Source organism: Bordetella genomosp. 1, from assembly GCF_002261335.1.
GTDB lineage: Bacteria > Pseudomonadota > Gammaproteobacteria > Burkholderiales > Burkholderiaceae_B > Bordetella.
Window position 1 is genome coordinate 818205 of the sequence record NZ_NEVL01000003.1, and the last position, 24214, is coordinate 842418.

Annotated in this window: 23 protein-coding genes; 7 read left to right on the plus strand and 16 right to left on the minus strand. The window is 69.0% G+C overall.

Annotated features, from left to right (window positions below):
* Window positions 1-44 precede the first annotated feature (44 nt).
* Window positions 45-785: a metallophosphoesterase gene (locus CEG14_RS12105; RefSeq protein ID WP_094826601.1), complete on the minus strand. Its 741-nt coding sequence runs from the start codon at window positions 783-785 to the stop codon at window positions 45-47.
* 199 nt (window positions 786-984) lie between these two features.
* Here CEG14_RS12105 and CEG14_RS12110 point away from each other — a divergent pair, with 199 nt between their 5' ends.
* Window positions 985-2160 carry a PepSY-associated TM helix domain-containing protein gene (locus CEG14_RS12110; RefSeq protein ID WP_094826602.1) on the plus strand — a complete coding sequence of 392 codons (1176 nt, stop codon included), beginning with the start codon at window positions 985-987 and terminating at the stop codon, window positions 2158-2160.
* Window positions 2157-2342 (plus strand): hypothetical protein, encoded by a 186-nt coding sequence (locus CEG14_RS12115; protein ID WP_094826603.1) that lies wholly within the window; start codon window positions 2157-2159, stop codon window positions 2340-2342. Before CEG14_RS12110 ends, CEG14_RS12115 begins: the two co-directional genes overlap by 4 nt.
* 72 nt (window positions 2343-2414) lie before the next feature.
* On the opposite strand, the gene adeC is transcribed toward CEG14_RS12115, so the two are convergent.
* Genes adeC through CEG14_RS12130 form a run of 3 tightly spaced genes read right to left on the minus strand, consistent with a single transcriptional unit; the run spans window position 2415 to window position 8280 of the window.
* Window positions 2415-3878 (minus strand): AdeC/AdeK/OprM family multidrug efflux complex outer membrane factor, encoded by a 1464-nt coding sequence (gene adeC, locus CEG14_RS12120; protein ID WP_094826604.1) that lies wholly within the window; start codon window positions 3876-3878, stop codon window positions 2415-2417.
* A complete protein-coding gene (locus tag CEG14_RS12125) occupies window positions 3875-7066 on the minus strand; it encodes an efflux RND transporter permease subunit (protein WP_094826605.1) in 3192 nt (1063 codons plus the stop codon). Before CEG14_RS12125 ends, adeC begins: the two co-directional genes overlap by 4 nt.
* 11 nt (window positions 7067-7077) lie before the next feature.
* Window positions 7078-8280 carry an efflux RND transporter periplasmic adaptor subunit gene (locus CEG14_RS12130; RefSeq protein ID WP_094826606.1) on the minus strand — a complete coding sequence of 401 codons (1203 nt, stop codon included), beginning with the start codon at window positions 8278-8280 and terminating at the stop codon, window positions 7078-7080.
* A 242-nt stretch (window positions 8281-8522) separates the two neighbouring features.
* Between CEG14_RS12130 and CEG14_RS12135 the strand changes: the two genes are divergently transcribed.
* The gene (locus CEG14_RS12135; protein ID WP_094827516.1) at window positions 8523-9434 is read left to right on the plus strand and encodes a LysR family transcriptional regulator; all 912 of its coding nucleotides are present in this window, start codon (window positions 8523-8525) and stop codon (window positions 9432-9434) included.
* A gap of 60 nt (window positions 9435-9494) precedes the next feature.
* On the opposite strand, the gene CEG14_RS12140 is transcribed toward CEG14_RS12135, so the two are convergent.
* A complete protein-coding gene (locus tag CEG14_RS12140; RefSeq protein WP_094826607.1) occupies window positions 9495-10226 on the minus strand; it encodes a pseudouridine synthase in 732 nt (243 codons plus the stop codon).
* Window positions 10227-10342: 116 nt separating this feature from the next.
* On the opposite strand from CEG14_RS12140, the gene CEG14_RS12145 reads away from it, so the two are divergent.
* Window positions 10343-10966 (plus strand): chorismate--pyruvate lyase family protein, encoded by a 624-nt coding sequence (locus CEG14_RS12145; protein WP_094826608.1) that lies wholly within the window; start codon window positions 10343-10345, stop codon window positions 10964-10966.
* 21 nt (window positions 10967-10987) lie between these two features.
* Here CEG14_RS12145 and CEG14_RS12150 read toward each other — a convergent pair whose 3' ends face one another.
* The gene (locus CEG14_RS12150; RefSeq protein WP_094826609.1) at window positions 10988-11524 is read right to left on the minus strand and encodes a YaeQ family protein; all 537 of its coding nucleotides are present in this window, start codon (window positions 11522-11524) and stop codon (window positions 10988-10990) included.
* Between the two features lie 107 nt (window positions 11525-11631).
* On the opposite strand from CEG14_RS12150, the gene CEG14_RS12155 reads away from it, so the two are divergent.
* Together CEG14_RS12155 and CEG14_RS12160 are read left to right on the plus strand one after the other, a co-directional pair.
* Entirely contained in the window at window positions 11632-12279 is a 648-nt protein-coding gene (locus CEG14_RS12155; protein ID WP_094826610.1) for a LysE family translocator, read from the plus strand.
* Window positions 12280-12331: 52 nt separating this feature from the next.
* Window positions 12332-13123: an enoyl-CoA hydratase/isomerase family protein gene (locus CEG14_RS12160; RefSeq protein ID WP_094826611.1), complete on the plus strand. Its 792-nt coding sequence runs from the start codon at window positions 12332-12334 to the stop codon at window positions 13121-13123.
* A 27-nt stretch (window positions 13124-13150) separates the two neighbouring features.
* Here the strand turns inward: CEG14_RS12160 and CEG14_RS12165 are convergent, their stop codons facing one another.
* The 10 genes from CEG14_RS12165 to CEG14_RS12210 form a co-directional block, all read right to left on the minus strand.
* Window positions 13151-14167 carry an LD-carboxypeptidase gene (locus CEG14_RS12165; RefSeq protein ID WP_094826612.1) on the minus strand — a complete coding sequence of 339 codons (1017 nt, stop codon included), beginning with the start codon at window positions 14165-14167 and terminating at the stop codon, window positions 13151-13153.
* Window positions 14164-14694, minus strand: a complete 531-nt coding sequence (tadA, locus tag CEG14_RS12170) for a tRNA adenosine(34) deaminase TadA (protein WP_373454203.1) — start codon at window positions 14692-14694, stop codon at window positions 14164-14166. Before tadA ends, CEG14_RS12165 begins: the two co-directional genes overlap by 4 nt.
* Window positions 14695-14704: 10 nt before the next feature.
* A complete protein-coding gene (locus CEG14_RS12175) occupies window positions 14705-15553 on the minus strand; it encodes a haloacid dehalogenase-like hydrolase (protein ID WP_094826614.1) in 849 nt (282 codons plus the stop codon).
* Between the two features lie 148 nt (window positions 15554-15701).
* Window positions 15702-16199 (minus strand): hypothetical protein, encoded by a 498-nt coding sequence (locus tag CEG14_RS12180; RefSeq protein ID WP_141243332.1) that lies wholly within the window; start codon window positions 16197-16199, stop codon window positions 15702-15704.
* A gap of 171 nt (window positions 16200-16370) precedes the next feature.
* Window positions 16371-16718, minus strand: a complete 348-nt coding sequence (mnhG, locus tag CEG14_RS12185) for a monovalent cation/H(+) antiporter subunit G (protein WP_094826616.1) — start codon at window positions 16716-16718, stop codon at window positions 16371-16373.
* A complete protein-coding gene (locus CEG14_RS12190; protein WP_176461481.1) occupies window positions 16715-16996 on the minus strand; it encodes a K+/H+ antiporter subunit F in 282 nt (93 codons plus the stop codon). The genes mnhG and CEG14_RS12190 overlap by 4 nt, the downstream gene beginning before the upstream one ends.
* Window positions 16996-17478: a Na+/H+ antiporter subunit E gene (locus CEG14_RS12195; protein WP_094826617.1), complete on the minus strand. Its 483-nt coding sequence runs from the start codon at window positions 17476-17478 to the stop codon at window positions 16996-16998. Before CEG14_RS12195 ends, CEG14_RS12190 begins: the two co-directional genes overlap by 1 nt.
* Window positions 17478-19109: a monovalent cation/H+ antiporter subunit D gene (locus CEG14_RS12200; RefSeq protein WP_094826618.1), complete on the minus strand. Its 1632-nt coding sequence runs from the start codon at window positions 19107-19109 to the stop codon at window positions 17478-17480. Before CEG14_RS12200 ends, CEG14_RS12195 begins: the two co-directional genes overlap by 1 nt.
* Complete coding sequence (locus CEG14_RS12205) at window positions 19106-19450, minus strand: Na+/H+ antiporter subunit C (protein WP_094826619.1); 345 nt, start codon at window positions 19448-19450, stop codon at window positions 19106-19108. The genes CEG14_RS12200 and CEG14_RS12205 overlap by 4 nt, the downstream gene beginning before the upstream one ends.
* A 2-nt stretch (window positions 19451-19452) precedes the next feature.
* On the minus strand, window positions 19453-22395 hold the full coding sequence (locus CEG14_RS12210) for a monovalent cation/H+ antiporter subunit A (RefSeq protein WP_094826620.1): 2943 nt from the start codon (window positions 22393-22395) through the stop codon (window positions 19453-19455).
* Between the two features lie 786 nt (window positions 22396-23181).
* Between CEG14_RS12210 and CEG14_RS12215 the strand changes: the two genes are divergently transcribed.
* Window positions 23182-24156, plus strand: a complete 975-nt coding sequence (locus tag CEG14_RS12215) for a Bug family tripartite tricarboxylate transporter substrate binding protein (protein ID WP_176461482.1) — start codon at window positions 23182-23184, stop codon at window positions 24154-24156.
* The last annotated feature ends 58 nt before the right edge of the window (window positions 24157-24214 follow it).

Here is a 24214-nt window from a genome sequence, read left to right on the forward strand (position 1 = left end):
TGCTCGCAGCGGGCTTTTTCGTGGGGCCCTGCCTACGCCTGCCCTCACGCGGGCGAGCCGTGCACCACGGCACGCGGCCAGGCCGCGAGCGTGTGCAGGTCGAGCAGCGTGAAGTAACCGTGCGGCTGCCAGCCCTCGGTGTCGATGTGATAGACGTTGCCCAGGGCCAGCGGCTCATCGACCGGCGTGTGGCCGGCCACCACCGCGCGCACGCCCGCCACGCCGCTGCAGTCGCGCAGGCGCAGGCGCTCGCGCGACCACTGGCAGGTGGCCCGCGCGGGCTTGGCACGGTGGGCCAGCCGGTCGGCCAGGTTGTCCCAGTTGCGCACCGGGCTGTCGGCGTGCAGCAGCCCCACGATGCCTTGCGGCGTGGGCACCTCGATCACCACCGGCAGCCGCGCATAGCAGTCGGCCAGCTCGCGTTGCCGCTCGGGCGGCAGGTCGAGAAACCAGCCGCCGCCGTAGGTGCGCCAGTTGCCGACGTCGACCCGGCCGGTGCGCACATGGCGGATCGCGTAATCCTCGTGATTGCCCTGCACCGCGAAAAACCAGGGTTCGCGCAGCCAGTGTTCGGAGTCTTCGTTTTCCGGACCGCGGTCGACCAGGTCGCCCACCGAAAACAGGCGGTCGCGCGCCGGGTCGAAGCCGATCCGCTCGAGCGCGGCGCGCAGGCGCGAATAGTGGCCGTGGATGTCGCCCACGGCGAAATCACGCCCCGCCTCATTGGGCGGCACGCGCAACAGCACGGGCGGGGAATCTGCGGCGGACGACGGGATTTCGGACATGATCGATCTTCGGGCGGCCGAGGGGGCCACCGGGCATGCTGCGGCGCGCGCGCCACAGAATCGCGGCTCAACGCTCCGTCCCCATGGTAACGCGTCGGACGAATGCAGGCCAATGATGTGGCCACGCCGCGGATACACTAGAATTCTGAGAATAACTATTATTCCCGGCCCAATCACGCCTTCGGCCCGCTCGCGCTCCATGACGAAAGCTTCCCGCATCAAGACCTGGTATCTGATCCACAAATGGACCAGCCTCGTCTGTACCCTGTTCCTCCTCATCATCTGCCTGACCGGCCTGCCGCTGATCTTCCACCACGAGATCGAGCACCTCCTCGACGAGGGCAAGCCCATCGTCGAGATGCCGGCCGACACGCCGCTCGCGAGCCTCGACAAGGTGGCCGCCAGCGCCCGTGCGCTCTATCCCGACGAATACGTCGACTATCTGTTTCTCGATGCCGAGGAGCCGCAAGCCTATGTCGGCCTGACGCCGCAGCCGGGCGAAGGCGTGGCCCGGGGCCACGCCGTGCGGGTCGACACGCGCACCGCCGAGGTGCTGCACGACGGCCCGCTCTACTCGGAAGACAAGTTTTCGTTCATGGGCATCATGCTGGCGCTGCACGTGGACCTGTTCGCGGGCCTGCCCGGCGAGCTCTTCCTCGGCTTCATGGGCCTGCTGTTCTGCGTGGCCATCGTCTCCGGCGTGGTGCTCTACGGTCCGTTCATGAAGAAGCTCGACTTCGGCACCGTGCGCGCCTCGCGCTCGACCCGCCTGAAGTGGCTCGACCTGCACAACCTGCTCGGCATCGTGACGCTGGTCTGGGCCTTCGTGGTGGGCTTCACCGGCGTCATCAACGAGCTGTCGACGCCGCTGTTCCGCATGTGGCAGGCCAACGAGCTGAGCGCGCTGGTGGCGCCGTTCCAGGGCAAGCCGGTGGCGCGCGAGGTGGCCGCGCCGCAGCGCGTGGCCGAGACCGCGCTGGCCGCCGTGCCGGGCAGCAAGCTCACCACCATCACCTTCCCCGGCAATGCCTTCGGCAGCCCGCATCACTTCATCGTCTGGCTGCGCGGCGACACGCCGCTCACCTCCAAGATGAACACCCCCGTGCTGATCGACGCCGTGAGCGGCGACCTGGTCAAGGTCGCGCCCATGCCGTGGTACCTGACCGCGCTGGAGCTGTCGCGCCCGCTGCATTTCGGCGATTACGGCGGCATGCCGCTCAAGATCATCTGGGCCCTGCTCGACCTCATCACCATCGTGGTGCTGGGCAGCGGCCTCTACCTCTGGCTGGCGCGCCGCAAGGCGACCGACGCCCGCGTGGCCGAGCTGGTACGCAGGCATCAACAGGCGGCCGAGCCGCAAAGGACCCCGGCATGACCCCGCGCAACCGTTTCATGTTCGTCTGGGGCATGCCCATCTTCCTCGGCCTGCTGAGCGTGTTCGGCCTGCTGGCGGCCCTGCTGGGCACCGGCGTCTGGCACTGGGGCTCGTGGTTCGCCCTCGCCTGGCTGCTGATCGTGATCGCGCGCTTCTGGATCGCGCCGCGCGAGCCTCGCTGAATCGCGCGCGCCACGCACCCAAAAAGAAAGCCCCGCATGCGGGGCTTTCTCTTTGCCGGCAGGCGAGCCCGATCAGCCGGGATTGGCCGCCGCCTGCGGCGCCACCGTCTGCTCGGTCCAGCCGCCGCCCAGGGCCTTGTACAGATTGACCAGGTTGGTCAGGCGGGCCAGGCGCGTCTCGACCATCGTCTGCTGCGCCGCGTACAGCGACCGCTGCGAGTCCAGCACGCTCAGGTAGTTGTCGATGCCCTCGCGGAAGCGCTGCTCCGACAGCGTGTAGGCCCGCTGGCTGGCGTCGACCAGCAGCCCCTGCGCGCGGATCTGGTCCTCGAGCGTGGTGCGTCCGGCCAGGCCGTCGGCCACCTCGCGAAAGCCCGTCTGGATCGCCTTTTCGTACTGCGCGATCTCGATGCGCTTGCGCACCTTCGACACGTCCAGCGCGGCGACCAGCGAGCCGCCGGCGAAGATCGGCACCGAGATGGTCGGCGCGAAGCTCCAGGCGCCGCTGCCGGCGTCGAACAGGCCGCCCAGGCTGTTGCTGGCGGTGCCAGCCGAGCCGGTGAGCGAGATGGTCGGGAAGAACGCCGCGCGCGCCGCGCCGATGTTGGCGTTGGCGCCGCGCAGCGTGTGCTCGGCGGCGCGGATGTCCGGGCGCCGTTCGATCAGGTCCGACGGCACGCCGGCCGGCAGGTCGGCGATCAGCACGCGGTCGGGCAAGGTCTTGGCGGCCTCGAGCTGCGCCTGCAGGTCGGGTGTCAGGGGCTGGCCCATCAGCAGCACCAGCGCGTTGAGGTCCTGCGCGGCCTGGCGCGTGTACTGCGACAGATTGCGTTCGGCGGTGCGCAGCGACACCTCGGCCTGGCTCAGGTCGAGCTCGGTGGCAACGCCGCCGTCGTAGCTCTGTTTGGTCAGGTCATAGGAGTCCTGCTGGGCCTTGAGCGTGTCGCGCGTCAGGCTCAGCAGCTCCTGGTCGGCGCGCAGCGTGAAGTAGGCCGTGGCGGTTTCGGCGATCAGCGAAAGCTGGGTCGCCGTGCGCGTCTCGTCCTGCGCCAGATAGGTTTCCAGCGCCTGGTCGGTCAGGCTGCGGATGCGGCCGAACAGGTCCAGCTCCCACGACGAGATCGACGCGCCCACCTGGTAGGTGCGGGAGATCGTCGACTGGCCGGTCTGCGTGAGCGAGCCGGGCGTGCGCTGGATCGTGCCGGTGCCGCCCACGCCCACGCCGGGCAGGAAGTCGGCGCGCTGGATGCGGTACTGCGCGCGCGCCACTTCGACGTTTAGCGCGGCGACGCGCAGATCGCGGTTGTTGGCCAGCGTGAGTTCGAGCACCCGCTGCAGCAGCGGATCGTTGAAGAAATCGCGCCATCCCAGGTCGGCCGCCGACTGCGCGAGCGGATCGCTGGGCTGGCCATAGGCCGGGCCGGTCGGATAGGCCGCGCCGATGGGCGCGTCGGGACGTTCATAGGTCGGGGCCAGCGAGCAGCCCGCGAGGGCCGCCGCGAGGGTCAGCGACAGAAGGGATCGAGTCAGGGTCATTGCGGCTTGCCTCCATGCGAGGCATCCGAGTCGGCCGCCAGCGCGGCGTCATGGGCCGCTTCGTCGGCGCGCAGCTCGGAGAGGCGGCGCACCTTGAACAGGCGCAGGACGATCACGAAGAAGACCGGAACGAAGAAGATGGCGAGGAAGGTGCCCGACAGCATGCCGCCGATCACGCCGGTCCCGATTGCGTTCTGGCCACCCGAGCCCGCGCCGGAGGAAATCGCCAGCGGCACCACGCCCAGGATGAAGGCGAGCGAGGTCATGAGGATGGGGCGCAGACGCTGGCGCGCGGCGTGCACGGCCGCCTCGACCAGGCTGGCGCCGGACTCGTAGTGCTCCTTGGCGAACTCCACGATCAGGATGGCGTTCTTGGCCGCCAGCCCGATGGTGGTGAGCAGGCCCACCTGGAAGAACACGTCGTTGGACAGCCCGCGGCCCAGCGTGGCCGCCAGCGCGCCCAGCACGCCGAGCGGCACCACCAGCATCACCGCGGTCGGGATGCTCCAGCTCTCATAGAGCGCGGCCAGGCACAGGAACACCACGATCAGCGAGATCGCGTAGAGCGCCGGCGCCTGCGCGCCCGACAGCCGTTCCTCGAACGACAGGCCGGTCCAGTCGTAGCCGATGCCGGTGGGCAGCGCATTGGCGATGCGTTCCATCTCGGCCATCGCGTCGCCCGAGCTGTAGCCCGGCGCGGGCGCGCCCTGGATGTTGAACGAGGGCACGCCGTTGTAGCGGTTGAGCTTCTGCGGGCCGTAGGTCCACTTGGCCGACGAGAAGGCCGAGAACGGCACCATGTCGCCATCGCCATTGCGCACGTACCACTTGTCGAGGTCTTCGGGCAGCATGCGCGACGAGGCGTCGCCCTGCACGAACACCTTCTTCACGCGGCCGCGGTCGATGAAGTCGTTGACGTAGGAGGAACCCCAGGCGGTCGCCAGCGTGCTGTTGATGTCGGCGATCGACACGCCCAGCGCGCGCGCCTTCTCGCGGTCGATGTCGAGCTCGTACTGCGGCGCGTCTTCGATGCCGTTGGGACGCACGGCCATCAGCACCGGGCTCTTGCGCGCCTCGCCGAGCAACTGGTTGCGCGCGGCCAGCAGCTTCTCGTGACCCAGGCCGGCACGGTCGACCAGCTGGAAGTCGAAGCCCGACGCGTTGCCCAGTTCCATCACCGAGGGCGGCGTGAACACGGCGACCTGCGCATCATGGATGTTCTTCGCGAAGAAGCCGTTGGCACGCTGCGCCACGGCGCCGGCGCGGTGTTCGGCGCCCTTGCGCTCGTTCCAGTCGCGCAGCTTCACGAACAGGATGGCGGCGTTCTGGCCCCGGCCCCCGAAGGAGAAGCCGGCCACGGCGAACACGGAGGCCACCGAGTCCTTTTCGTTTTCGAGCAGGTACTTCACGGCCTCGTCGATGCTTTCCTTGGTGCGCTCGGCGGTGGCACCGGCCGGCGCCTGCACCTGCGCGAACAGGATGCCCTGGTCTTCATCGGGCAGGAACGCGGTCGGGATGCGGGTGAACATCCAGCCGGCGGCCAGCACCAGCGCGAGATAGATCACCATCATGCGCTTGCCGCGATTCATGCTGCGCGACACCGAGTTGGCGTAGCCGTCGCTGGAGCGGTCGAAGGTGCGGTTGAACCAGCCGAAGAAGCCCTTCTTGGTGCCGTGATGGCCCTTGGGGATGGGCTTGAGGATGGTGGCGCACAGCGCCGGCGTGAACACGATGGCCACGATCACCGACAGCACCATCGACGACACGATGGTGATCGAGAACTGGCGATAGATCACGCCGGTGGAGCCGCCGAAGAAGGCCATCGGCACGAACACCGCCGACAGCACCATGGCGATGCCGATCAGCGCGCCGGTGATCTGCCCCATCGACTTGCGTGTGGCCTGCTTGGGACTGAGCCCCTCCTCGGCCATCACGCGCTCGACGTTCTCCACCACCACGATGGCATCGTCGACCAGCAGGCCGATGGCCAGCACCATGCCGAACATGGTGAGCGTGTTGATCGAGTAGCCGAACGCGGCCAGCACGCCGAAGGTGCCGAGCAGCACCACCGGCACCGCCAGGGTGGGAATCAGCGTGGCGCGAACGTTCTGCAGGAACAGGTACATCACCAGGAACACCAGCAGCACCGCCTCGAACAGCGTGTGCACCACGCTCTCGATCGACAGGCTCACGAACGGCGTGGTGTCGTACGGATACACCACTTCCATGCCCGGCGGGAAGAACGGCTTGAGGCTGTTGATGGTGTCGCGCACGCCCTGCGCCGTGTCCAGCGCGTTGGCGCCGGCCGCCAGCTTGATCGCCAGGCCCGAGGCGGGCTTGCCGTTGAAGTAGCTGTCGATCGCGTAGGTCTGGGCGCCCAGCTCGATGCGCGACACGTCGCGCAGGCGCACCTGCGAGCCGTCGGCGTTGACCTTGAGCAGGATGCGGCCGAAGTCTTCCGGCGTCTGCAGGCGCGACGGCCCGATGACGGTGGCGTTGAGCTGCTGGCCGCGCACGGCCGGCAGGCCGCCGAGCTGACCCGACGACACCTGCACGTTCTGCTCTTTGATCGCGTTCGTGACGTCGGAGGCGGTCAGGCTGAAGTTGATCAGCTTGGCCGGGTCGAGCCAGATGCGCATCGCGTACGAGGCGCCGAACAGCTGGAAGTCACCCACGCCCTTGGTCCGGCTGATGGGATCCTGCACGTACGAGGCCACGTAGTCGGCCAGGTCGGACTTGTCCATCGAGCCGTCGGTCGACACGAAGCCGGCCACGATCAGGAAGTTCTTGGTGGCCTTGGTGACGCGGATGCCCTGCTGCTGCACTTCCTGCGGCAGCAGCGGCTGCGCCACCGACAGCTTGTTCTGCACCTGCACCTGTGCCGTGTCGGGATTGGTGCCCTGGGCGAAGGTCAGCGTGATGCTCATGCTGCCGTCGGAGTTGGACTCCGAGGAGATGTATTGCAGGTTGTCGATGCCGTTCATCTGCTGCTCGATCACCTGCACCACCGTGTCCTGCACCGTCTGCGCGGAGGCGCCCGGGTAGGTCACGTTGATGGCGATCGAGGGCGGCGCGATGTTCGGGTACTGAGCCACCGGCAGGTTCAGGATGGACAGCGCACCGGCCAGCATCAGCACGATGGCGATCACCCAGGCGAATACCGGCCTGTCGATAAAAAACTTTGCCATGCCAGGATTCCTTACTTAGCCTGCGCGTTGCTCTGCGCTGCCGGCTGGGGTTGCGCGGCGGCGCCGGCGGGCTTGGCCTCGGCCACGGTCACTTCCGCGCCCGGCCGAACCGACTGCAGCCCTTCCACGATGACGCGGTCACCGGCCTGCAGGCCCTTGGTGATGAGCCATTGGTCGCCGATGGCGCGGTCGGCCACGAGTTCGCGCAGCTCGACCTTGTTCTCGGCATTGACCACCAGGGCGGTCGGGATGCCGCGCTGGCTGCGCGTGACGCCGCGCTGCGGCACCAGCAGGCCTTCGCTGGCCACGCCCTGCGCCAGGCGCGCCCGCACGAACATCCCGGGCAGCAGCTGACGCTTGGGGTTGGGGAATTCGGCGCGGATGGTGACCGAGCCGGTGCCCGGATCCACGGTCACCTCGGAGAATTGCAGCTTGCCGGGCTGGTCGTATTGCGTGCCGTCCTCGAGCGTGAGGGTCACGCGCGCTTCCTGGTCGGTGCCGCCCTGCTGCAGCTGGCCGCTGGCCAGCGCATTCTTCAGGCGCAGCAACTGCACGCTGGACTGCGTCACGTCGACGTAGATCGGGTCGATCTGCTGGACCTGCGCGATGGCGTTGGTCTGGTTGGCGGTGACGAGCGCGCCTTCGGTCACGGCCGAGCGGCCGATGATGCCGTCGATCGGCGACAGCACCTTGGTGTAGACCAGGTTGATGCGCGCGGTTTCGAGCGCGGCCTTGGCCGACAGCACGTCGGCGTTGGCCTGGTCGCGCGCTGCCACGGCGTCGTCGTAGGTCTGGCGGCTGACGGCGCGCGTCTCGGCCAGCGGCTTGTAGCGCTGGGCCAGCAGATTGGCGGTACGCAGCGTGGCCTCGGCGCGCGCGAGCGCGGCCTTGCGGCTGTCGAACTCGGCCTGGTAGAGCGAGGGATCGATCTGATAGAGCTGCTGACCGGCGCGGACTTCGCCGCCTTCGGTGAACAGGCGCTTCTGGACGATGCCGTTCACCTGCGGGCGCACCTCGGCATTGCGGAAGGCCGACGTGCGGCCCGGCAATTCGGTGGTAAGCGAGACCGGCTGGGTCTTGAGGGTGACGACGCTGACCTGCGGCTTGCCGGCCGCCGGAGGCGCATCCTGCTTGCCGCAGGCAGCGAGTGCCAGGACCAGAGCGGTTGCCGACAGCGCCAAGGCGCCCTGCCGGACCAGTTTGTTCTTTTTCATTCCGTGCTTTCCCGAATCCACAAAGTGCCCCCACCCGGGGCTCGACGGGCAGTGAGACGGACATCTTTGCTGCATTGCAAAACGAGACATTGTCCGTTATCCCGCCCGGGAAACAAAGTGCGCCTTAGCGAAAACATCATTCCAAATATGGGACAATAATCCGCGCCGTCGGCCACAATAATGCAATCCTTGCATTCGCGTGCCGCCAAAATCCTGAAAACATGAACAATCGATTGCAGGGCATGGAGCTGTTCGTCGAGGTCGCCAAGACCCGCAACTTCAGCCGCGCCGCCGAAAACCTGGGCATCCCCAAGTCCACGCTGTCGCGCCAGGTGGCCGAGCTGGAACGCTCGGTCGGCCTGCAGCTGCTGGCCCGCACCACCCGCAAGGTCGAGCTGACCGCGGCCGGCCAGCTCTACTTCGAACGCTGCGAGCGCATCGTCGCCGAGGCGCAGGTGGTGCACGAAGAACTGCAGAATCTCGTCGAGACGCCCTCGGGCCCGCTGCGCGTGAACATGCCGGCCGACTTCGGCACCGACTTCATGGCCGAGGCCTTCGTGGCGTTTTCGCGCAAGTACCCGGAGGTCACGTTCTATCTGGACCAGGCCAGCCCCGAGCACGCCACGCGGGTGTTCCAGACCTGCGATGTGTCGGTCGAGATCGGCGAGCTGCCCGATTCGAACCAGATCGCGCGCCCGCTCGGCATGCTGCCGGCCTATCTGTATGCCTCGCCCGACTACCTCGCGCGCCACGGCGAGCCGCAGCACCCGAGCGACCTGACCCGGCACGAATGCCTCGAATTCCGCGCCGGCCGCGGCGGCCGGGTGACGCGCTGGCCGCTGCACAACGGCGAGCGCCACATCGAGATCACGCCGGGCCACCGCTATTCGGTCAACAGCATTTCGATGCTGCGCAGCCTGACCAACCTGGGTGCCGGCATCGCCATCCTGGCGCCGGTGCAGGCGGTGCAGGCCGACCTGGATTCGAGCCAGATCAAGCGCATCCTGCCCGACTGGCACGCCGGGCCCTTCCCGGTCTATGCCGTGACCGACACGCGGCTGCTGCCGGCCAAGACCCGGATCTTCATCGAATTCCTGATGGAGCGCCTGCGCCTCGGCCCGCTGGCGAAGGATAGCGCCAGCTTCTTCCCCTGACCGGGACGCCGTAATCGATTGAAATGACTATTCCGGGCGCGTCATCGCTTCCGGGGCGCGTCAGAAGCGTTCGTCGGCGCGCAGGTAGCGCCACTGCCCCAGCGGCAGGTCGGCCAGGTTGATGCGGCCGATGCGCACCCGCTTCAGGCCCACCACGCGCAGCCCCACCAGCTCGCACATGCGGCGGATCTGGCGCTTCTTGCCTTCGCGCAGCACGAAACGCAGCTGGTCCTCGTTCTGCCATTGCACCTGCGCCGGGCGCAGCGCCTTGCCGTCGAGCGAGAGGCCGTGGTTGAGCAGCGCCAGGCCGTTGGGGCTCAGGCGGCCCTGCACCCGCACCAGGTATTCCTTGTCGACCGCCGAATCCTCGCCGATCAGCTGCTTGGCCACGCGGCCGTCCTGCGTGAGCACCAGCAGGCCCTGCGAATCGATGTCGAGCCGGCCGGCCACGGCCAGTCCGCGCAGCTGCGAGCGGTCGAAGCGATGCACGGTGCGGTCGCCCTGCCACTGGCTGCGCGCGTCGATCAGCGCCACGGCCGGGGTGTAGCCGTCTTCGGCCTGGCCCGACACATAACCGACCGGCTTGTTCAGCAGGATCGTGACGCGGGCGGTCTGCTGGGCGTGCGCGGCACGCTCCAGCGTGATGGTCTGGTCGGGATAGGCCTTGGCGCCGAGTTCGGAGACGACCACGCCGTCGACCCGCACCCAGCCGCGTTCGATATAGCTGTCGGCCTCGCGGCGCGAACAGAGTCCTTGCTCGGACATGAGCTTGGAGATACGTACTTTTTCCATGGCCGCTATTGTAAGCGCGGGGCCCGACGCCACGCAGCGCCCGCCAACGCCAGCGCGATCCGCCTGCGTGGCGGGCCGGGCCGGCCGACCGCCGGTTTGGTCCATAATACGCAGCCATGACGCTTCCGCTGCACAACTCCCCGCCGCTGGCCCCGGGCTGGCTGGCCGACTGCCCCCCCGTCTGCGACGCCCTGATGCGCCACTGGTTGACGCGTCCCGGCGCCCTCACCGCCGGCCTGCGCCAGGTCGGCCAGGTCAGGCTGCGCGTGACCGGCGAATACGCCGAAGGGGCGCGCCCCGACGAGGCGCGCGCCATGCACATCGCGCCCGGCACGCCGGTGTGGGTGCGCGAGGTGCTGATGTCGGTGAATGGCGTGGACAGCGTGCCGGCGCGCAGCCTCGCGCCGCTGGCCGCATCGCACGGCGCCTGGCAGGGCATGCGCCGGCTCTCGACCCGGCCGCTGGCCGACATGCTTTATCACGACCGCACGGTCACCCGCTCGCCGTTCGCGGTGCGCCGCCTGGCGCCGCCGGTGCCGTTCTTTCGCGCCATCGCCGGCTGGCTCGCGCCCGAGCATGGCGCGCACGCCGCACAGCAACTGTGGGCGCGCCGTTCCGTGTTCTGGCGCATGGGCCAGCCCTTGCTGGTGGCCGAGTGCTTCCTGCCCGGCTTCTGGCCGGTGGCGGCGACCGGCAACGCGATGCCGCCGCTCAAGAAGCACGTGATCCGGCGCGGCTGAAGCGCGCCGGACGGGTGCGCGTCAGCGCCAGGTTTCGGGCTCGACCGTGACCTGGCCCAGGTCGCCCGACAGATACACGATGCCGTCGGTGATGTTGGCGTGCAGCTGCATGCTGCGCTGGGTCAGGCCGGCGAGCGCCTTGGCCTGGTGGTCCGGCAGGTTGACGATGCGCAGGTTGCGGGCGCGATCGACCTTGTTGCGGATCCCGTCCCACCAGATCTTCGAGGCGTGGCCGCCGTAGCAATACACCACCACGTCCTCGGCGCGGCCGCAGGCGCGCAGCACGCGGCGCTCTTCGGGCTGGCCGACCTCGATCCATTGCTCGATGGCGCCGGTCAGGTCCTTGCGCCACAGATCCGGTTCGTCGGTGTCGCTCAGGCCCTTGGTGAAGCCCAGTTCCTCGTGCGCATTCAGCGCAAACGCGACCAGCCGCACCATCATGCGCTCGTCGGTCTCGGAGGGATGGCGGGCGATGGTGAGCGAATGGCTGCCGTAGTAATTGCGATCGGTGTCGGCGACGTGCAGGTCGGCCTTGTAGATGGTGGCGCGCAGGGCCATGGGACAGAACTTCCGCGGATGACGAAACAGGGGCGCAGTGTAACGCGGGCGGCGGCGTTACACTGCCGCCAGGGCCGTGCCGGCCCCTTGCCCTCCGATCCGCGCCCATGACCGCCACCACCGCCCTCGTCGCCTTTGCCATCGCCGCCGGCATCCTCACCCTCACGCCCGGCCTGGACACGGCCCTGGTGCTGCGCACCAGCGCGGTCGAAGGCGCGCGCCGCGCGCTGATGGCGGGCCTGGGCATCTGCGCCGGCTGCCTGGTGTGGGGCGCCGCGGCCGCCTTCGGCCTGGGCTCGCTGTTGGCGCTGTCCACGGTGGCCTACGACACGCTGCGCATCGCGGCCGCCGCCTACCTCTGCTACCTCGGCGTGCGCATGCTCTGGCGCAGCCGCGGCGCCCTGCCCGCCGCCCCCGACGCCGCGCCGATGCAGGCCGCCCGTGCCAGCGACACCAGCGCATTGGGCTGGTTCTTGCGCGGCTGCCTGACCAACGTGCTCAACCCCAAGGTGGGCGTGTTCTACATCACCTTCCTGCCGCAATTCATCCCGCAAGGCGCCGACGTGCTGCGGTTCAGCCTGCTGCTGGCCCTGCTGCACGCGGCGATGGGCGTGCTGTGGTTCGTGCTGCTGGTGGCGGCCACCCGGCCGCTGGCGCGCTGGCTGGCGCGCCCCGCCGTGGCGCGCGGCCTCGACCGGCTCACCGGCGGCGTGTTCATTGCCTTCGGTGTCAAGCTTGCACTCGAGCGCCGCTGATTCCGCGCGAGGGTGGTAAAACGGCAGGGAGATCGCCCGACGGAGGCCCCCCATGCTGCAGACCCTGGAAGTCGAGTACCGCGACGACACCGCGCGCGTCTGGCTCAATCGCCCCGAGCTGCGCAATGCGCTCGATCCGCGCCTGATCGCCGAGCTCACCGAAACCTTCATGGACCTGGCCCAGGACGGCGCCGTGCGCGCCATCGTGCTGGGCGGGCGCGGCAAGGCCTTCTGCGCCGGCGCCGACCTCAACTGGATGCGTGCCAGCGCCGCCGCCAGCGATGCCGACAACCGCGACGACGCGCTCACGCTGGCCACGCTGCTGCAGACCATCGCCGGCTGTCCCAAGCCCACGCTGGCCCGCATCCACGGGCCCTGCATGGCGGGCGGCATGGGCCTGGCGGCCGCCTGCGACATCGCGATCGCCACGCCCGCGGCGCGCTTCGCGCTCAGCGAGGTACGGCTCGGGCTGATCCCCGCCATGATCTCGCCGTATGTGCTGCGCGCCATCGGCGCGCGCGCGGCCAGCCGCTACTTCCTCACCGCCGAAGTGTTCGACGCCGAGACGGCGCGCCGCATCGGGCTGCTGCACGACTGGTGCGATGAAGACCAGCTCGACGAGCGCATCGGCCATCTGCTGGCGCAGCTGCGGCTGGGCTCGCCCGACGCGCTGGCCCACACCAAGGCCCTGATCCGCGACGTGGCCGGCCAGCCCATCGACGGCGCGCTGCTCGAAGACACCGCCGCGCGCATCGCACAGCAACGCGCCAGCGACGACGGCCGCGAAGGCATGGCGGCGTTCCTGGAAAAACGGCGCCCGTCGTGGGCGCCGCCTGAAGACTGATTGCGCGCGGGCCCGGCCCGAGTCGCATCAGTGGTGGTGTTCGTCGAGCACCAGGTGCGCAAGGCCGCGCTCGGTCGCGATGCCGACCTTGCGGCCGATGGGCAGCGTGGCCTTGGTGTCGACGTGGCCATACGGCAGGCCCGTGATGACCGGCACCTTGACCTCGCGCCGCAGCCACTTCACCACCTCCGGCAGGTCGTAGCCCTGGTCGTGCGGCGCCAGCTTGTAGTCGCTGAAGTGGCCCAGCACGATGGCCTTCTGGCGCGCCAGGATGCCGGCCTGGTGCAGCTGGATCAGCATGCGTTCGACGCGATACGGATGCTCGGCCACGTCTTCGAGGAACAGGATGCCGCCGCGCACGCGCGGCAGGTAGGGCGTGCCCAGCAGCGCCGTGACCATCGCCAGGTTGCCGCCCCACAGCACGCCGCGCGCATCGACCGGATCGGCGTCGCGCGTCTCGAAGCTGAGGATCTCGAGCTCGCCGCGCATCAGTTCGCCGAACAGCGCGAGCGTGAGCTCGTCGGTCTTCTTCAGGCCGTAGTCGCGCACGGCGGTGACGCCGGTGTAGCTCTCGGCGCCGGTCTGCGCCAGCAGGGCCAGGTTGAAGGCGGTGAAATCGCTCATGCCGACGAAGCGCTTGCCGCTGTCGGCCATGGCCTTCCAGTCGATCGCGGGCAGCAGGCGCGACAGGCCGTAGCCGCCGCGCGTGACCATCACGATGGGATGCTTCTGCTTGATCGCACGTTCGAGGCCAGCCAGGCGCTGCTTGTCGGTGCCGGCGAAGCGCTGGTGCTGGGCCAGCGCGGCGCGGTCGACGGTGGTCTTGTAGCCCTCGGCGGCCAGGCGTTCGCGCGCGCGCTCGAGCTCGGCGGCGTCACGCACCGCCGACGAAGGTGACACGAGATAGATGCCGCCGGGCGCTGCGTGGGTGTGCGTGCACTGCGGGCCGCAATCGTGATCGTGGCCATGATGGTCATGATCGTGGTCGTGGGCCTGGTCGTGGGCCGGCGCCGCCTTGGCGGCGCGCTTGGTCTTCTGCGTCATGCGCGGGATTCCCGGGAAACTTTCTGGCGGCGCTGGCGGAAGAAGTCGCGCAGCAGTTCGCCGCACGGTTCGGCCAGCACACCGCCGGTGATGGAGGTGTGATGATTCAGTTGGGCGACCGCGCCCACGTCGAGCACGCTGCCGCAGGCGCCGGTCTTGGGGTCGTGCGCACCATACACGATGCGCGCGAGGCGGGCATGCAGCATGGCGCCGATGCACATCACGCAGGGCTCGAGCGTGACATACAGCGTGAGGCCGGGCAGCCGGTAGTTGCGCAACTGCGCGGCGGCGGCGCGCAGCGCCACCACCTCGGCGTGCGCGGTGGGATCGTGATCGATGATGGTGCGGTTGAAGCCGCGGCCCAGCACCGCGCCGTCGGCGCCCACGACGAGCGCCCCCACCGGCACCTCGCCCAGCAGCGCGGCTTCCTGCGCCAGCGCGAGCGCCTGCGCCATGAAGCCGGCGTCGGCCTCGGCCTGGGCGGCGGCGTCGGCCGGCGTCTGCGCGGCGCAGGCCGGGTCGGCGATCAGGCCGGACTCAGCCACCGTAGGCCCTCGACTTGAGCGAAAGATTGCCGGCCAGGCCGATCAAGGCGGCTTCGAGCAGCTGATAGAGCTCGGCTTCCTCTTCGTAGCGCGCGTAGTTCAGGTTGGACACGCGGCCCTGCTCCACGAAGCCCCAGGCCCGGCTGCGCTTGTCGCGATGCTTGGGATCCCACACGCCGAAGGCATAGCCATTGGCGCGCTTGATCAGCGAGAAACACGGGATGTCGGTGTAGCCGTCGCCGACGAACACCATCTGGTCGAACGGCACGCGCAGGCGTTCCTGCGGCACCTTGCGGTTGACCTCGAAGGGCTTGTTGCGGAACTCCGGACCGACCAGGCCCTTCTGGATGTGGAACAGGTAGCGGGTCTTGTCGGTGAAGCTGACGATGCGGCGCGGAAACGCGATGCCGCCGTCTTCGCCGTAGACGAACTCGGAGGCCCAGATGTCGGTGAACGCGGCGGCGATGGGCGTGGATCGCACCACGTCGCCGATGCCGCTGGAGATCAGGTAGAACTCGAGCTGCACGCGCGGATGGCTCGCCCGCACGGCCGCGCGCAGGCGCTCGAACAGCGTCGGCACGCCCGCATGCAGCGGCAGCCGGCTGCCCCACGCCTGCAGACGCTCGCGCGTGATGGCGCCATGCTCGCCGCGCTGGCTGAGCTGGATCATGCGATAGAGATAGGCGGGCACCGGATCCCAGTCGTCCTGCGTGAGCAGCGGATCGACTTCGTCTTTCCAGAACGACGTGGTGTCCACGCCGATGCTCTCGAGAAAGCCGGTGGTGCTGTCCGGAGCCAGCGTGTCGTCGAAGTCGAATACCAGGGCGATGACGTCGGACATGGAAAAACGCGGCAGCGCCGCGGGGAAACAGGCCAGGCATCATTTTGCCTGAATGTCTCTCCGGGTGCTGCCGCGTCCGATGCATCGCGTGCCGGCGTGGTGGGTCCCCGAAGGCCCACGCCCGCGCGCCATGCGGCGGCGGGTCGCCTCAGCGCACCGGCGCGGGTGCCGCGGGCACGGGCACCGCGGGCGACGGCACCGGCGTGGCCGGGGTGCCGGGCGTGGCGGCGGGCACCGGGATCACGGTCTCGCGCATGACGCCGCCGCCCTGCACGCTGCCTTGCGTGGAGGTGGGCGCGTTCATCTGCGTCACGCAGTCCTGGCGCTGCCCGGCCGGCAGGCTGTCGCAGCGGCGCGTGGCGTTGGTTTCGTAGGCGGGTTCGTTCAGGCGGCCGCGGCCGGATTCCTGGCGGGCGGCGCCGGCTTCACGCAGGCAGGTGGCCTTGTCCTGGCCGCTGGTGCCGCTGTTGCAGCGGGCCACTTCGCGGTCGTAGGCGCTTTGCGCGGGGCGCGGCGCGCTGTTGGCGCTGGGGTCGGCGGCCTGCGCCGGCAGGGTCATCCAGGCGGACGCCAGGCCCAGGGCGATCGCGCCGCCGGTGGTGCCCAGGATCGTGTACATCGCACTTCGCATCGAGAACGGCTCCATGATTTCCTCCTCACTTGGCGGGGTGCTTGCCCTTAGCAAGTACCGATCCCGGGGTGCGCCGGCGCCGGAACGGGCCGGCGGGACCCCTGCCGCTCAAGATACGAAAATCCGGACCGACTCGGTAGACGGAATTGTTACAGCCCTGTCCAACGGTAAGGCCCGGGCGGCCGGTCAGGGCTCGTGGTGCGGTTCGTTGGGGCCGACCTCGGCCGAGCGGTTGCGGTAGACCGCGGCCCGCATCAGCAGCATGCCCGTCACGGGCGAGGTCAGGATCAGCAGGACGACGATCACCACCTCGTGGAAGACGGCACGCGACGACAGATAGGAAAAGACCAGGGCCGAGGCGCCGAGCACGAAGCAGGCGCCCAGGGTGTTGGCCAGCGTGGGCGCGTGGATGCGGGCGTAGAAGTGGCCGAATCGCAACAGACCGACCGAACCGGTCAGGGCCAGGATCCCGCCCATGATGAGGAACAGGCTGGCCGGAATGGCGATCCACCAGGGGATTGCGGAGCCGATCATGGTTCGATCACCTCCCCGCGCAGCAGGAACTTGGCCAGCGCCGTGGAGCCGACGAAGCCGAACAGCGCGATCAGCAGCGCGATGTCGAAATACACGCCGGTGCCGGAACGGATGCCGAACACCAGCATGATGAGCATGCCCTGGATATACATGGCGTCCAGGCCGAGAATGCGATCCTGCGCGGTGGGGCCGCGCACGGTGCGCACCGCGGCGCAGCCCATGCCCACGGCGAAGCACAGCAACGCGAACGAGGCGGACCAATACAGTATGACGTCCATTATTCGAATACCTCCTTGAGCGTGCGTTCGTAGCGGTTCTTCACCAGGTCGACCCACTCGGCCTCGTTCTGCAGATCCAGCACGTGCAGGGTCATGGTGCCCTCGGTGCCGATGTCGACCAGCACCGTGCCCGGCGTGTAGGTCAGGATGCAGGCGAGGAACGCGAGCCCGTGCGGATCGCGCATGTCGAGGGGAATGGTGATGAAGCCGGGCGACATTTCGGCGCGCGGCACCCAGATCAGCCGGGCCACGGCCCAGTTCGATTTCAGGATGTCGATCACGACCTTGCAGAACAGGCCCGGCAGCAGCCAGAAGCGGCGCGGGCGCGCACGCAGCGGCCGCAGGCGGCTGGAGGCCCAGCCCAGCCACAGCGCCAGCGCCAGGCCGAGCATGATCTGGCCGGCCGAGGCCGACTCGTTGAGCAGCAGCCACAGCACGAACATGCACAGCGGCAGCAGCATTTTGACGAAGGGACTGGCCATCACTTCCCTCCTTCGAGCGGGCGGACCGGCATCTTGGACAGCACCGCATCGATGTACGCGGTGGGCTGGTCGAGCGATTGCGCGGCCTGGTCGAGATAGGCCGAGATCGGGCCGGCGCCGGCGGCCAGCGCCACGCACAGCAGGATCAGCACCGCCACCGGGCCGGCCTCCAGCACGCGCAGCCGCGGCGTGCTGCGGTCGTCCGAGGCCCAGAACACCCGGATCCCGGTGCGCGCCAGGGCCATCAGGCCGAACAGGCCCGACAGCAGCACGGCGGCCACCAGCAGCCAGGCGTCCATCGACGGCACGTTGGCCGAGTCGGCCGCCGTCACGGCCGCCGACAGCAGCGAGAACTTGGCCACGAAGCCCGACAGCGGCGGCAGCCCGGTGACCAGCAGCGTGCACGACACGAAGGCCAGGCCGAGGAAGGCCATGGCGGCCGGGATCGCCACCCCCACCACGTCGTCGGAGCGGTTGGGCGACGAGGGATCCTCGATGTCGAACACGTCCATCGTGATCGCGAGCACGTTGGCGCCGAAGGTGCGGGTGCGCTCGATCAGCTCGATCAGCATGAAGAACGCGCCCGTGGCGAGCACCGAGCTGATCAGGTAGAAGAGCGCCGGGCCCGTGAGCGTCACGCCGGGCATGCCCAGCGCGGTCAGCAGCGTGCCGGCCGACACGATCACGCAATAGCCCGCCAGCTTCTCCAGGCCCTGGGTGGAAAGCAGGCCGATGCCGCCGAACAGCAGCGTGGCCAGGCCCACGGCGAACATCCAGTCCAGGCTGAACGCCGACGGCGCGCCGCTGGGCAGCAGCAGCGAGCCGATGCGCAGCAGCGAATAGATGCCGACCTTGGTCATGATGGAGAACATCGCCGCCACCGGCGCGCACGCCGAGCCGTAGCCGCGCACCAGCCAGAAGTTCAGCGGCCAGGCGCCCGCCTTCACCAGGAACGCGACGCCCAGGATGGCGCAGCCCGCCTCGAACATGCTGCGGTCGTTGCCGGCCAGCGTGCCGGCGCGCACGGCCAGGTCGGCCATGTTGAGCGTGCCCGTCACGCCGTAGATCAGCGCGATGCTGATCAGCAGCAGGAACGAGGCCACCAGGTTGACCGCGATGTACTGCAGGCCCGCGCTCACGCGCGCCACGCCCGAGCCGTGCAGCAGCAGGCCGTAGGACGCGGCCAGCAGCACCTCGAAGAACACGAACAGGTTGAACAGGTCGCCGGTCAGGAAGGCGCCGTTCAGGCCCATCAGCAGGAACTGGAACAGCGAATGGAAGTGCACCCCGGCGCGGTCCCAGCGCGACAGCGAATACAGCAGCGTGGCCAGGCCCAGCACGGCGGTGAGCGTGAGCATCACCGCGGCGAGGCGGTCGACCACCAGCACGATGCCGAACGGCGCGGGCCAGTCGCCCGGCAGGTAGACGCCGATGCCCTGCGGCCAGATGTCGAGCGCGCCGCCCGCCAGCGCCAGCAGCGCGATCGCGGTGCCGAGCTGGATCAGCGTGGAGACCAGGGCGATGCCGGCCCGCACGCGCCGGCGCGTGTCGGCCATGAGCAGCATGGCCGCGCCGGCCACCAGGGGCACGGCGATGGGGTAGATGGGAAGATGTTGCTGCCAATCGATCAAGATTCAGGCTCCCGGCCGTCGACGTGGTCGGTGCCCGTCAGCCCGCGCGAGGCGAGCAGCACCACGAGAAACAATGCGGTCGTTGCGAAACCGATCACGATGGCCGTCAGCACCAGCGCCTGCGGCAACGGATCCGCGTACAGGCTGGGGTCGGACGGCACGCCATTTTCGAGCACGGGCGGGCGGCCCACGGTGAGCCGGCCCATGCTGAAGATGAAGAGGTTGACCGCATACGAGAGCAGCGACAGGCCCATGATGACCTGGAAGGTCCGCGGCCGCAGCAGCAGCCACACACCGGAACCGGTCAGCACGCCGATGGCCAGGGCGTATATCCATTCCATGTTCAAGCTCCTTCAGGCTGGGCCGGCGCCGACTGCGCTTCCTGGGCCCTGGCCTCTTCCTCGGCCTCGACGGCCGCCTTGCGTTGCGCGCGCAACGATTGGTGCGCCAGCGCCACCAGCACCAGCACGGTCGCGCCCACCACCAGCATGTAGACGCCCAGGTCGAACAGCAGCACGCTCGACAGATGCACGTGGCCGACCAGCGGCACGTGCACGTCCCAGGCCAGCGCCGACAGGAACGGCCGCATCGCGAACCACGACGACATCGCCGCCAGGCCGGCCGCGCACAGGCCGAGGCCGACCCAGTGCTGCGGGTTCAGGCGGCTGCGCGACTCGACCCAATAGACCCCGCCCACCATGTACTGCAGGATGATGGAGGTGGCCATGACCAGGCCGCCGACGAAGCCGCCGCCCGGCAGGTTGTGGCCGCGCAGCAGCAGATAGACCGACACCAGCACCGCCACCGGCAGCAGCATGCGCACCAGCACCGCCGGCACCTGCATCGCGCCTTCGGGCAGCAGCGTCTTGATGTCGGGCGGGGCCAGCGCGGCCTCGCCATCCTGCTCGCGCTGCTGGCGCGGCAGCTCGTTGCTCTCCTGCGCCGGGCGGAACCGCCGCAGCAGCGCGTAGACGGTGAGCGCCACGATGCCCAGCACCGTGATCTCGCCCAGCGTGTCGAAGCCGCGGAAGTCGACCAGGATCACGTTGACCACGTTGGTGCCGCCGCCCTCGGGCAGGGCCTGTTCCAGGAAGAACGACGAAATCGTGTCGCCCACCGGCCGGGTCAGCATGGCGTAGGTGATGCCGGTCAGGCTCACGCCCGCCGCCACGGCCACGGCCAGGTCGCGCAGGCGGCGCGCACGGGCCTTGAGATCGGGCTTGTCGTCGTCGGTGCCGCCCAGCACCCGGCGCGGCAGCCAGCGCAGCCCGAGCAGCAGCAGCACCACGGTGACCACTTCGACCGCGAGCTGGGTCAGCGCCAGGTCGGGCGCGGAGAACCACACGAAGGTCAGGCAGGTCATGAGACCGGCGCCGCCCGAGAGCGTGAGCGCGGCGAGGCGGTGATACTTGGCCTGATAGGCCGCGCCGAGCGCGCAGCCGCCGCCCACCAGCCACAGGATCAGGAAAGCCGGGTCGGCGGGGGTGCGCGGACCGTCGCCCGAGAGCCAGCCGCCCACGCGCAGCGGCAGCCAGGCCACCAGCAGCGTGCCGATCACGATCACCAGCATCTGCACCTGCAGGCGCGACGAGGCCACCACGCGCAGCACGCGGCTGGCCAGCACCGAGCTGGCGTCGATCAGGTACTCGAAGCTGCGGCGCCCGTCGAAGCGGTAGATGAACGGCACGTTGTCGGGGTGGATGCGCTGGCGCGCACGCAGCACCAGATAGAAGGCGATGCCCACCATCAGCGCGACGAAGCTCATGGCCAGCGGCAGGTTGAAGCCGTGCCACAGCGCCAGACTGTACTCCGGCATGTCGCTGCCGAGGATGCTGGCGGCCGCCAGGTTGAGGAAGGGCCCGAGCGTGATGCCCGGCAGGATGCCCACGACCAGGCAGATCAGCACCAGCAGCGCGCTGGGGAACAGCATCCAGCGCGGCGGCTCGTGCGGCGCGCGCGGCAGGTCCTGGGCCGGCGGGCCGAAGAACACCTGCAGGATGAAGCGCAGCGAGTAGGTCACCGAGAAGGCGCCGGCCACGGTGGCCAGCAGCGGCAGGCCGATTTCCAGCGCCGGATCGCCGCTGATGAAGGTGGTTTCGGCGAAGAACATCTCCTTGGAGATGAAGCCGTTGAGCAGCGGCACGCCCGCCATCGAGGCCGCCGCCACCATCGCCAGCGTGGCGGTGATGGGCATCGCCCGGTACAGGCCCGACAGCCGCGTCATGTCGCGCGTGCCGGTTTCGTGGTCCACGATGCCGGCCGCCATGAAGAGCGAGGCCTTGAAGGTGGCATGGTTGACCATGTGGAAGATCGCCGCCACCAGGCCCAGCGTGCTGTTCATGCCGAGCAGCAGCGTGATCAGACCCAGGTGGCTGATGGTGGAGTACGCCAGCACCCCTTTCATGTCGCGCTGGAAGATCGCGGCGTAGGCGCCCAGCACCAGCGTGATGGCGCCCGCCCCGCCGATCACCCAGAACCATTCATCGGTGCCCGCCAGGACCGGCCAGAAGCGCGCCAGCAGGAACACGCCCGCCTTCACCATGGTGGCCGAATGCAGGTAGGCCGACACCGGCGTGGGCGCGGCCATGGCATTGGGCAGCCAGAACTGGAACGGGAACTGCGCGCTCTTGGTCAGGGCGCCCAGCGCCACCAGCGCCAGCACGGCCGGATACCAGGGGTCGGCGCGCACCAGGTCGCCCGCGGCCAGCACCTCGTCGAGGTCGTAGCTGCCCACGATGTGGCCGAGGATCAGCACGCCGGCCAGCAGGCACAGCCCGCCCGCGCCCGTGACCGTGAGCGCCATGCGGGCGCCGCGGCGGGCGTCGAGCCGGTGATGCCAGTAGGCGATCAGCATGAAGGAGGCCAGGCTGGTCATCTCCCAGAACATGACCAGCTGGATCAGGTTGCCCGACAGCACCACGCCCAGCATCGCCGCCATGAAGGCCTGGAAGAAGGAGAAGAAGCGCGGCACCGGGTCTTCCGGCGACATGTAGTAGCGGGCGTACAGCACCACCAGCGTGGCCATCATCGAGACGATGAGGGAGAACAGCCAGGCGTAGCCGTCCATGCGCAGCGAGAACTGCAGGCCCAGGGCCGGGGCCCATTCGAGATTGGTGCGTATCACCTCCCCCGCCGCGATCTGGGGATACAGGCTGGCGACCAGGAGGGTACAGACCAGCGCGGTCAAACCGGCGAGCCAGGCTTCCGCATTGCGGGCATTTGCCGGCAACAAGGCGGCGCACAGGCTGCCGACGAACGGCAGAGCGAGGATGAGAATCAGCGACATGGCGCTCCGGGGAAGATCCGGCCCTCTTCGGCGTGGCGTGCGCCGCGAGAGCATGAAGCCAGGGGTGGCAGTCGGAAAATGCCTGGCCCGAGACCGCGCAACCCCCTCCCGCCGGCCGCTGGAAAGGGCAGGCAGCGCCGGCGCAAAGCGCGCTGCGGCGGCAGAACACGACAAGGGTTTCGGCGGAAAGCGCCAGGAATTCTTACACGAAAAATATCAGATTCTTGTAAGTTATGCACGGATAGCAGCCAATCGCTGCCCGATGCATACCGATTCCCGCAAGAATCGAACAATCGAATGACAGTGAACTGACAGCCCATTTTGGCCCTCTCAGACCGGCAAATTCGTTCAACGTCGGTTTATTTCGCCTAGCTGACAAAAAGCTGGCAGCCCCGGCACCGCCGATGGCCCGCCCGCCGGGCGCCCGCGGGCCCCGCGAAAAAGCCGGGACTGGCGGGAAAATTCGGGCCTGATCGCCGCATTCATCCGCTCGTCGTGCGGCCCGCGCGCCCCCGGCATTGCCTCGTCCGAAAGTGAAACTTCGTCCGAGCCGGGTGCCGGCCCAGTATGGCGGCTGCCCGGCCGCCGGTCCATACGGCCCTTTTTCGTCCTGCCCTGCCTCGGGCCGGCGAGCTGCTCGGGTTGATCCCCATATCGCCCCGGCCCCGTTTCCGTTGGAATGGCCCTACCCCGCCCGGCGGGACAGGCGGCGCCACCCGCGCCCGCCCCGACAACCCACGGCCAGCCGGCATCCAGACCGGCGCCATCTCCAGGAGACATCCCATAATGAAGTTGCCGACATTCAAGCTGTTGCTGACCGCCACGCTGGCCAGCGCCTGCTTTGCCGCGGGTGCGCAGACCAAGTACCCCGATCACGCCATCCGGCTGATCGTGCCGTTCGCGGCCGGCGGCACCACCGACATCGTGGCGCGCATCGTGGCCGAGGGCCTGACGCGCGAACTGGGCCAACCGGTCGTGGTGGAAAACCGCGGCGGCGGTGGTGGCTCGATCGGCGCCGAGGCCCTGGCGCGCGCCACCAACGACGGCTACACGCTGGGCATCGCGACGGTCAGCACCATGGCCACCAACCCCGCCACCAACCCGGCCACCCCCTACGATCCGATCAAGGATTTCACGCCCATCATCAACCTGGTCAACGTGCCGAACGTGCTGACCGTGAACCCCAAGGTGCCGGCCAACAACCTGAAGGAGTTCATCGCGCTGCTCAAGGCCAATCCGGGCAAGTACAGCTACGCGTCTTCCGGCACCGGCGGCATCTCGCACCTCGACGGCGAGCTGTTCAAGTCGCTCACCGGCACCGACATGGTCCACGTGCCGTATCGCGGTTCGGGCCCGGCGCTCAACGACACGATCGCCGGCCAGGTCAACGCCCAGTTCGACAACCTGCCCTCGTCGATGCCGCACATCCAGGGCGGCAAGCTGCGCGCGCTGGCCGTGGCCTCGAGCGAGCGCATCAAGGGCCTGGACGTGCCGACCTTTGCCGAGGCCGGCCTGCCCGCCGTGAACAACATGGCCTGGTACGGCCTGGTGGCGCCGGCCGGCCTGTCGCCCGAGATCGTCACGCGCCTGCACGACGCCGCGGCCAAGGCGCTCAAGGATCCGAAGGTTGCCCAGCGCCTGATCGACGGCGGTTCGATCGTCGACGGCGGCAGCACCCAGGCCTATGCCGAGAAGATCAAGCAGGAGCTGGCGCTGCGCCAGAAGATCGCGCGCGACCAGAACATCAAGCTCACCAACTGAGCCTGAGTCAGCCCGAGCAAACGGCCCGCCGGGACACCGGCGGGCCGTTTTGCGTGAG

Bases quoted from the DNA above. Each gene is read 5' to 3' on its own strand.
- CEG14_RS12105 (WP_094826601.1), bottom strand. From the start codon at position 785: ATGTCCGAAATCCCGTCGTCCGCCGCAGATTCCCCGCCCGTGCTGTTG.
- CEG14_RS12110 (WP_094826602.1), top strand. From the start codon at position 985: ATGACGAAAGCTTCCCGCATCAAGACCTGGTATCTGATCCACAAATGG.
- CEG14_RS12115 (WP_094826603.1), top strand. From the start codon at position 2,157: ATGACCCCGCGCAACCGTTTCATGTTCGTCTGGGGCATGCCCATCTTC.
- adeC (WP_094826604.1), bottom strand. From the start codon at position 3,878: ATGACCCTGACTCGATCCCTTCTGTCGCTGACCCTCGCGGCGGCCCTC.
- CEG14_RS12125 (WP_094826605.1), bottom strand. From the start codon at position 7,066: ATGGCAAAGTTTTTTATCGACAGGCCGGTATTCGCCTGGGTGATCGCC.
- CEG14_RS12130 (WP_094826606.1), bottom strand. From the start codon at position 8,280: ATGAAAAAGAACAAACTGGTCCGGCAGGGCGCCTTGGCGCTGTCGGCA.
- CEG14_RS12135 (WP_094827516.1), top strand. From the start codon at position 8,523: ATGGAGCTGTTCGTCGAGGTCGCCAAGACCCGCAACTTCAGCCGCGCC.
- CEG14_RS12140 (WP_094826607.1), bottom strand. From the start codon at position 10,226: ATGGAAAAAGTACGTATCTCCAAGCTCATGTCCGAGCAAGGACTCTGT.
- CEG14_RS12145 (WP_094826608.1), top strand. From the start codon at position 10,343: ATGACGCTTCCGCTGCACAACTCCCCGCCGCTGGCCCCGGGCTGGCTG.
- CEG14_RS12150 (WP_094826609.1), bottom strand. From the start codon at position 11,524: ATGGCCCTGCGCGCCACCATCTACAAGGCCGACCTGCACGTCGCCGAC.
- CEG14_RS12155 (WP_094826610.1), top strand. From the start codon at position 11,632: ATGACCGCCACCACCGCCCTCGTCGCCTTTGCCATCGCCGCCGGCATC.
- CEG14_RS12160 (WP_094826611.1), top strand. From the start codon at position 12,332: ATGCTGCAGACCCTGGAAGTCGAGTACCGCGACGACACCGCGCGCGTC.
- CEG14_RS12165 (WP_094826612.1), bottom strand. From the start codon at position 14,167: ATGACGCAGAAGACCAAGCGCGCCGCCAAGGCGGCGCCGGCCCACGAC.
- CEG14_RS12175 (WP_094826614.1), bottom strand. From the start codon at position 15,553: ATGTCCGACGTCATCGCCCTGGTATTCGACTTCGACGACACGCTGGCT.
- CEG14_RS12180 (WP_141243332.1), bottom strand. From the start codon at position 16,199: ATGGAGCCGTTCTCGATGCGAAGTGCGATGTACACGATCCTGGGCACC.
- mnhG (WP_094826616.1), bottom strand. From the start codon at position 16,718: ATGATCGGCTCCGCAATCCCCTGGTGGATCGCCATTCCGGCCAGCCTG.
- CEG14_RS12190 (WP_176461481.1), bottom strand. From the start codon at position 16,996: ATGGACGTCATACTGTATTGGTCCGCCTCGTTCGCGTTGCTGTGCTTC.
- CEG14_RS12195 (WP_094826617.1), bottom strand. From the start codon at position 17,478: ATGGCCAGTCCCTTCGTCAAAATGCTGCTGCCGCTGTGCATGTTCGTG.
- CEG14_RS12205 (WP_094826619.1), bottom strand. From the start codon at position 19,450: ATGGAATGGATATACGCCCTGGCCATCGGCGTGCTGACCGGTTCCGGT.
- CEG14_RS12210 (WP_094826620.1), bottom strand. From the start codon at position 22,395: ATGTCGCTGATTCTCATCCTCGCTCTGCCGTTCGTCGGCAGCCTGTGC.
- CEG14_RS12215 (WP_176461482.1), top strand. From the start codon at position 23,182: ATGAAGTTGCCGACATTCAAGCTGTTGCTGACCGCCACGCTGGCCAGC.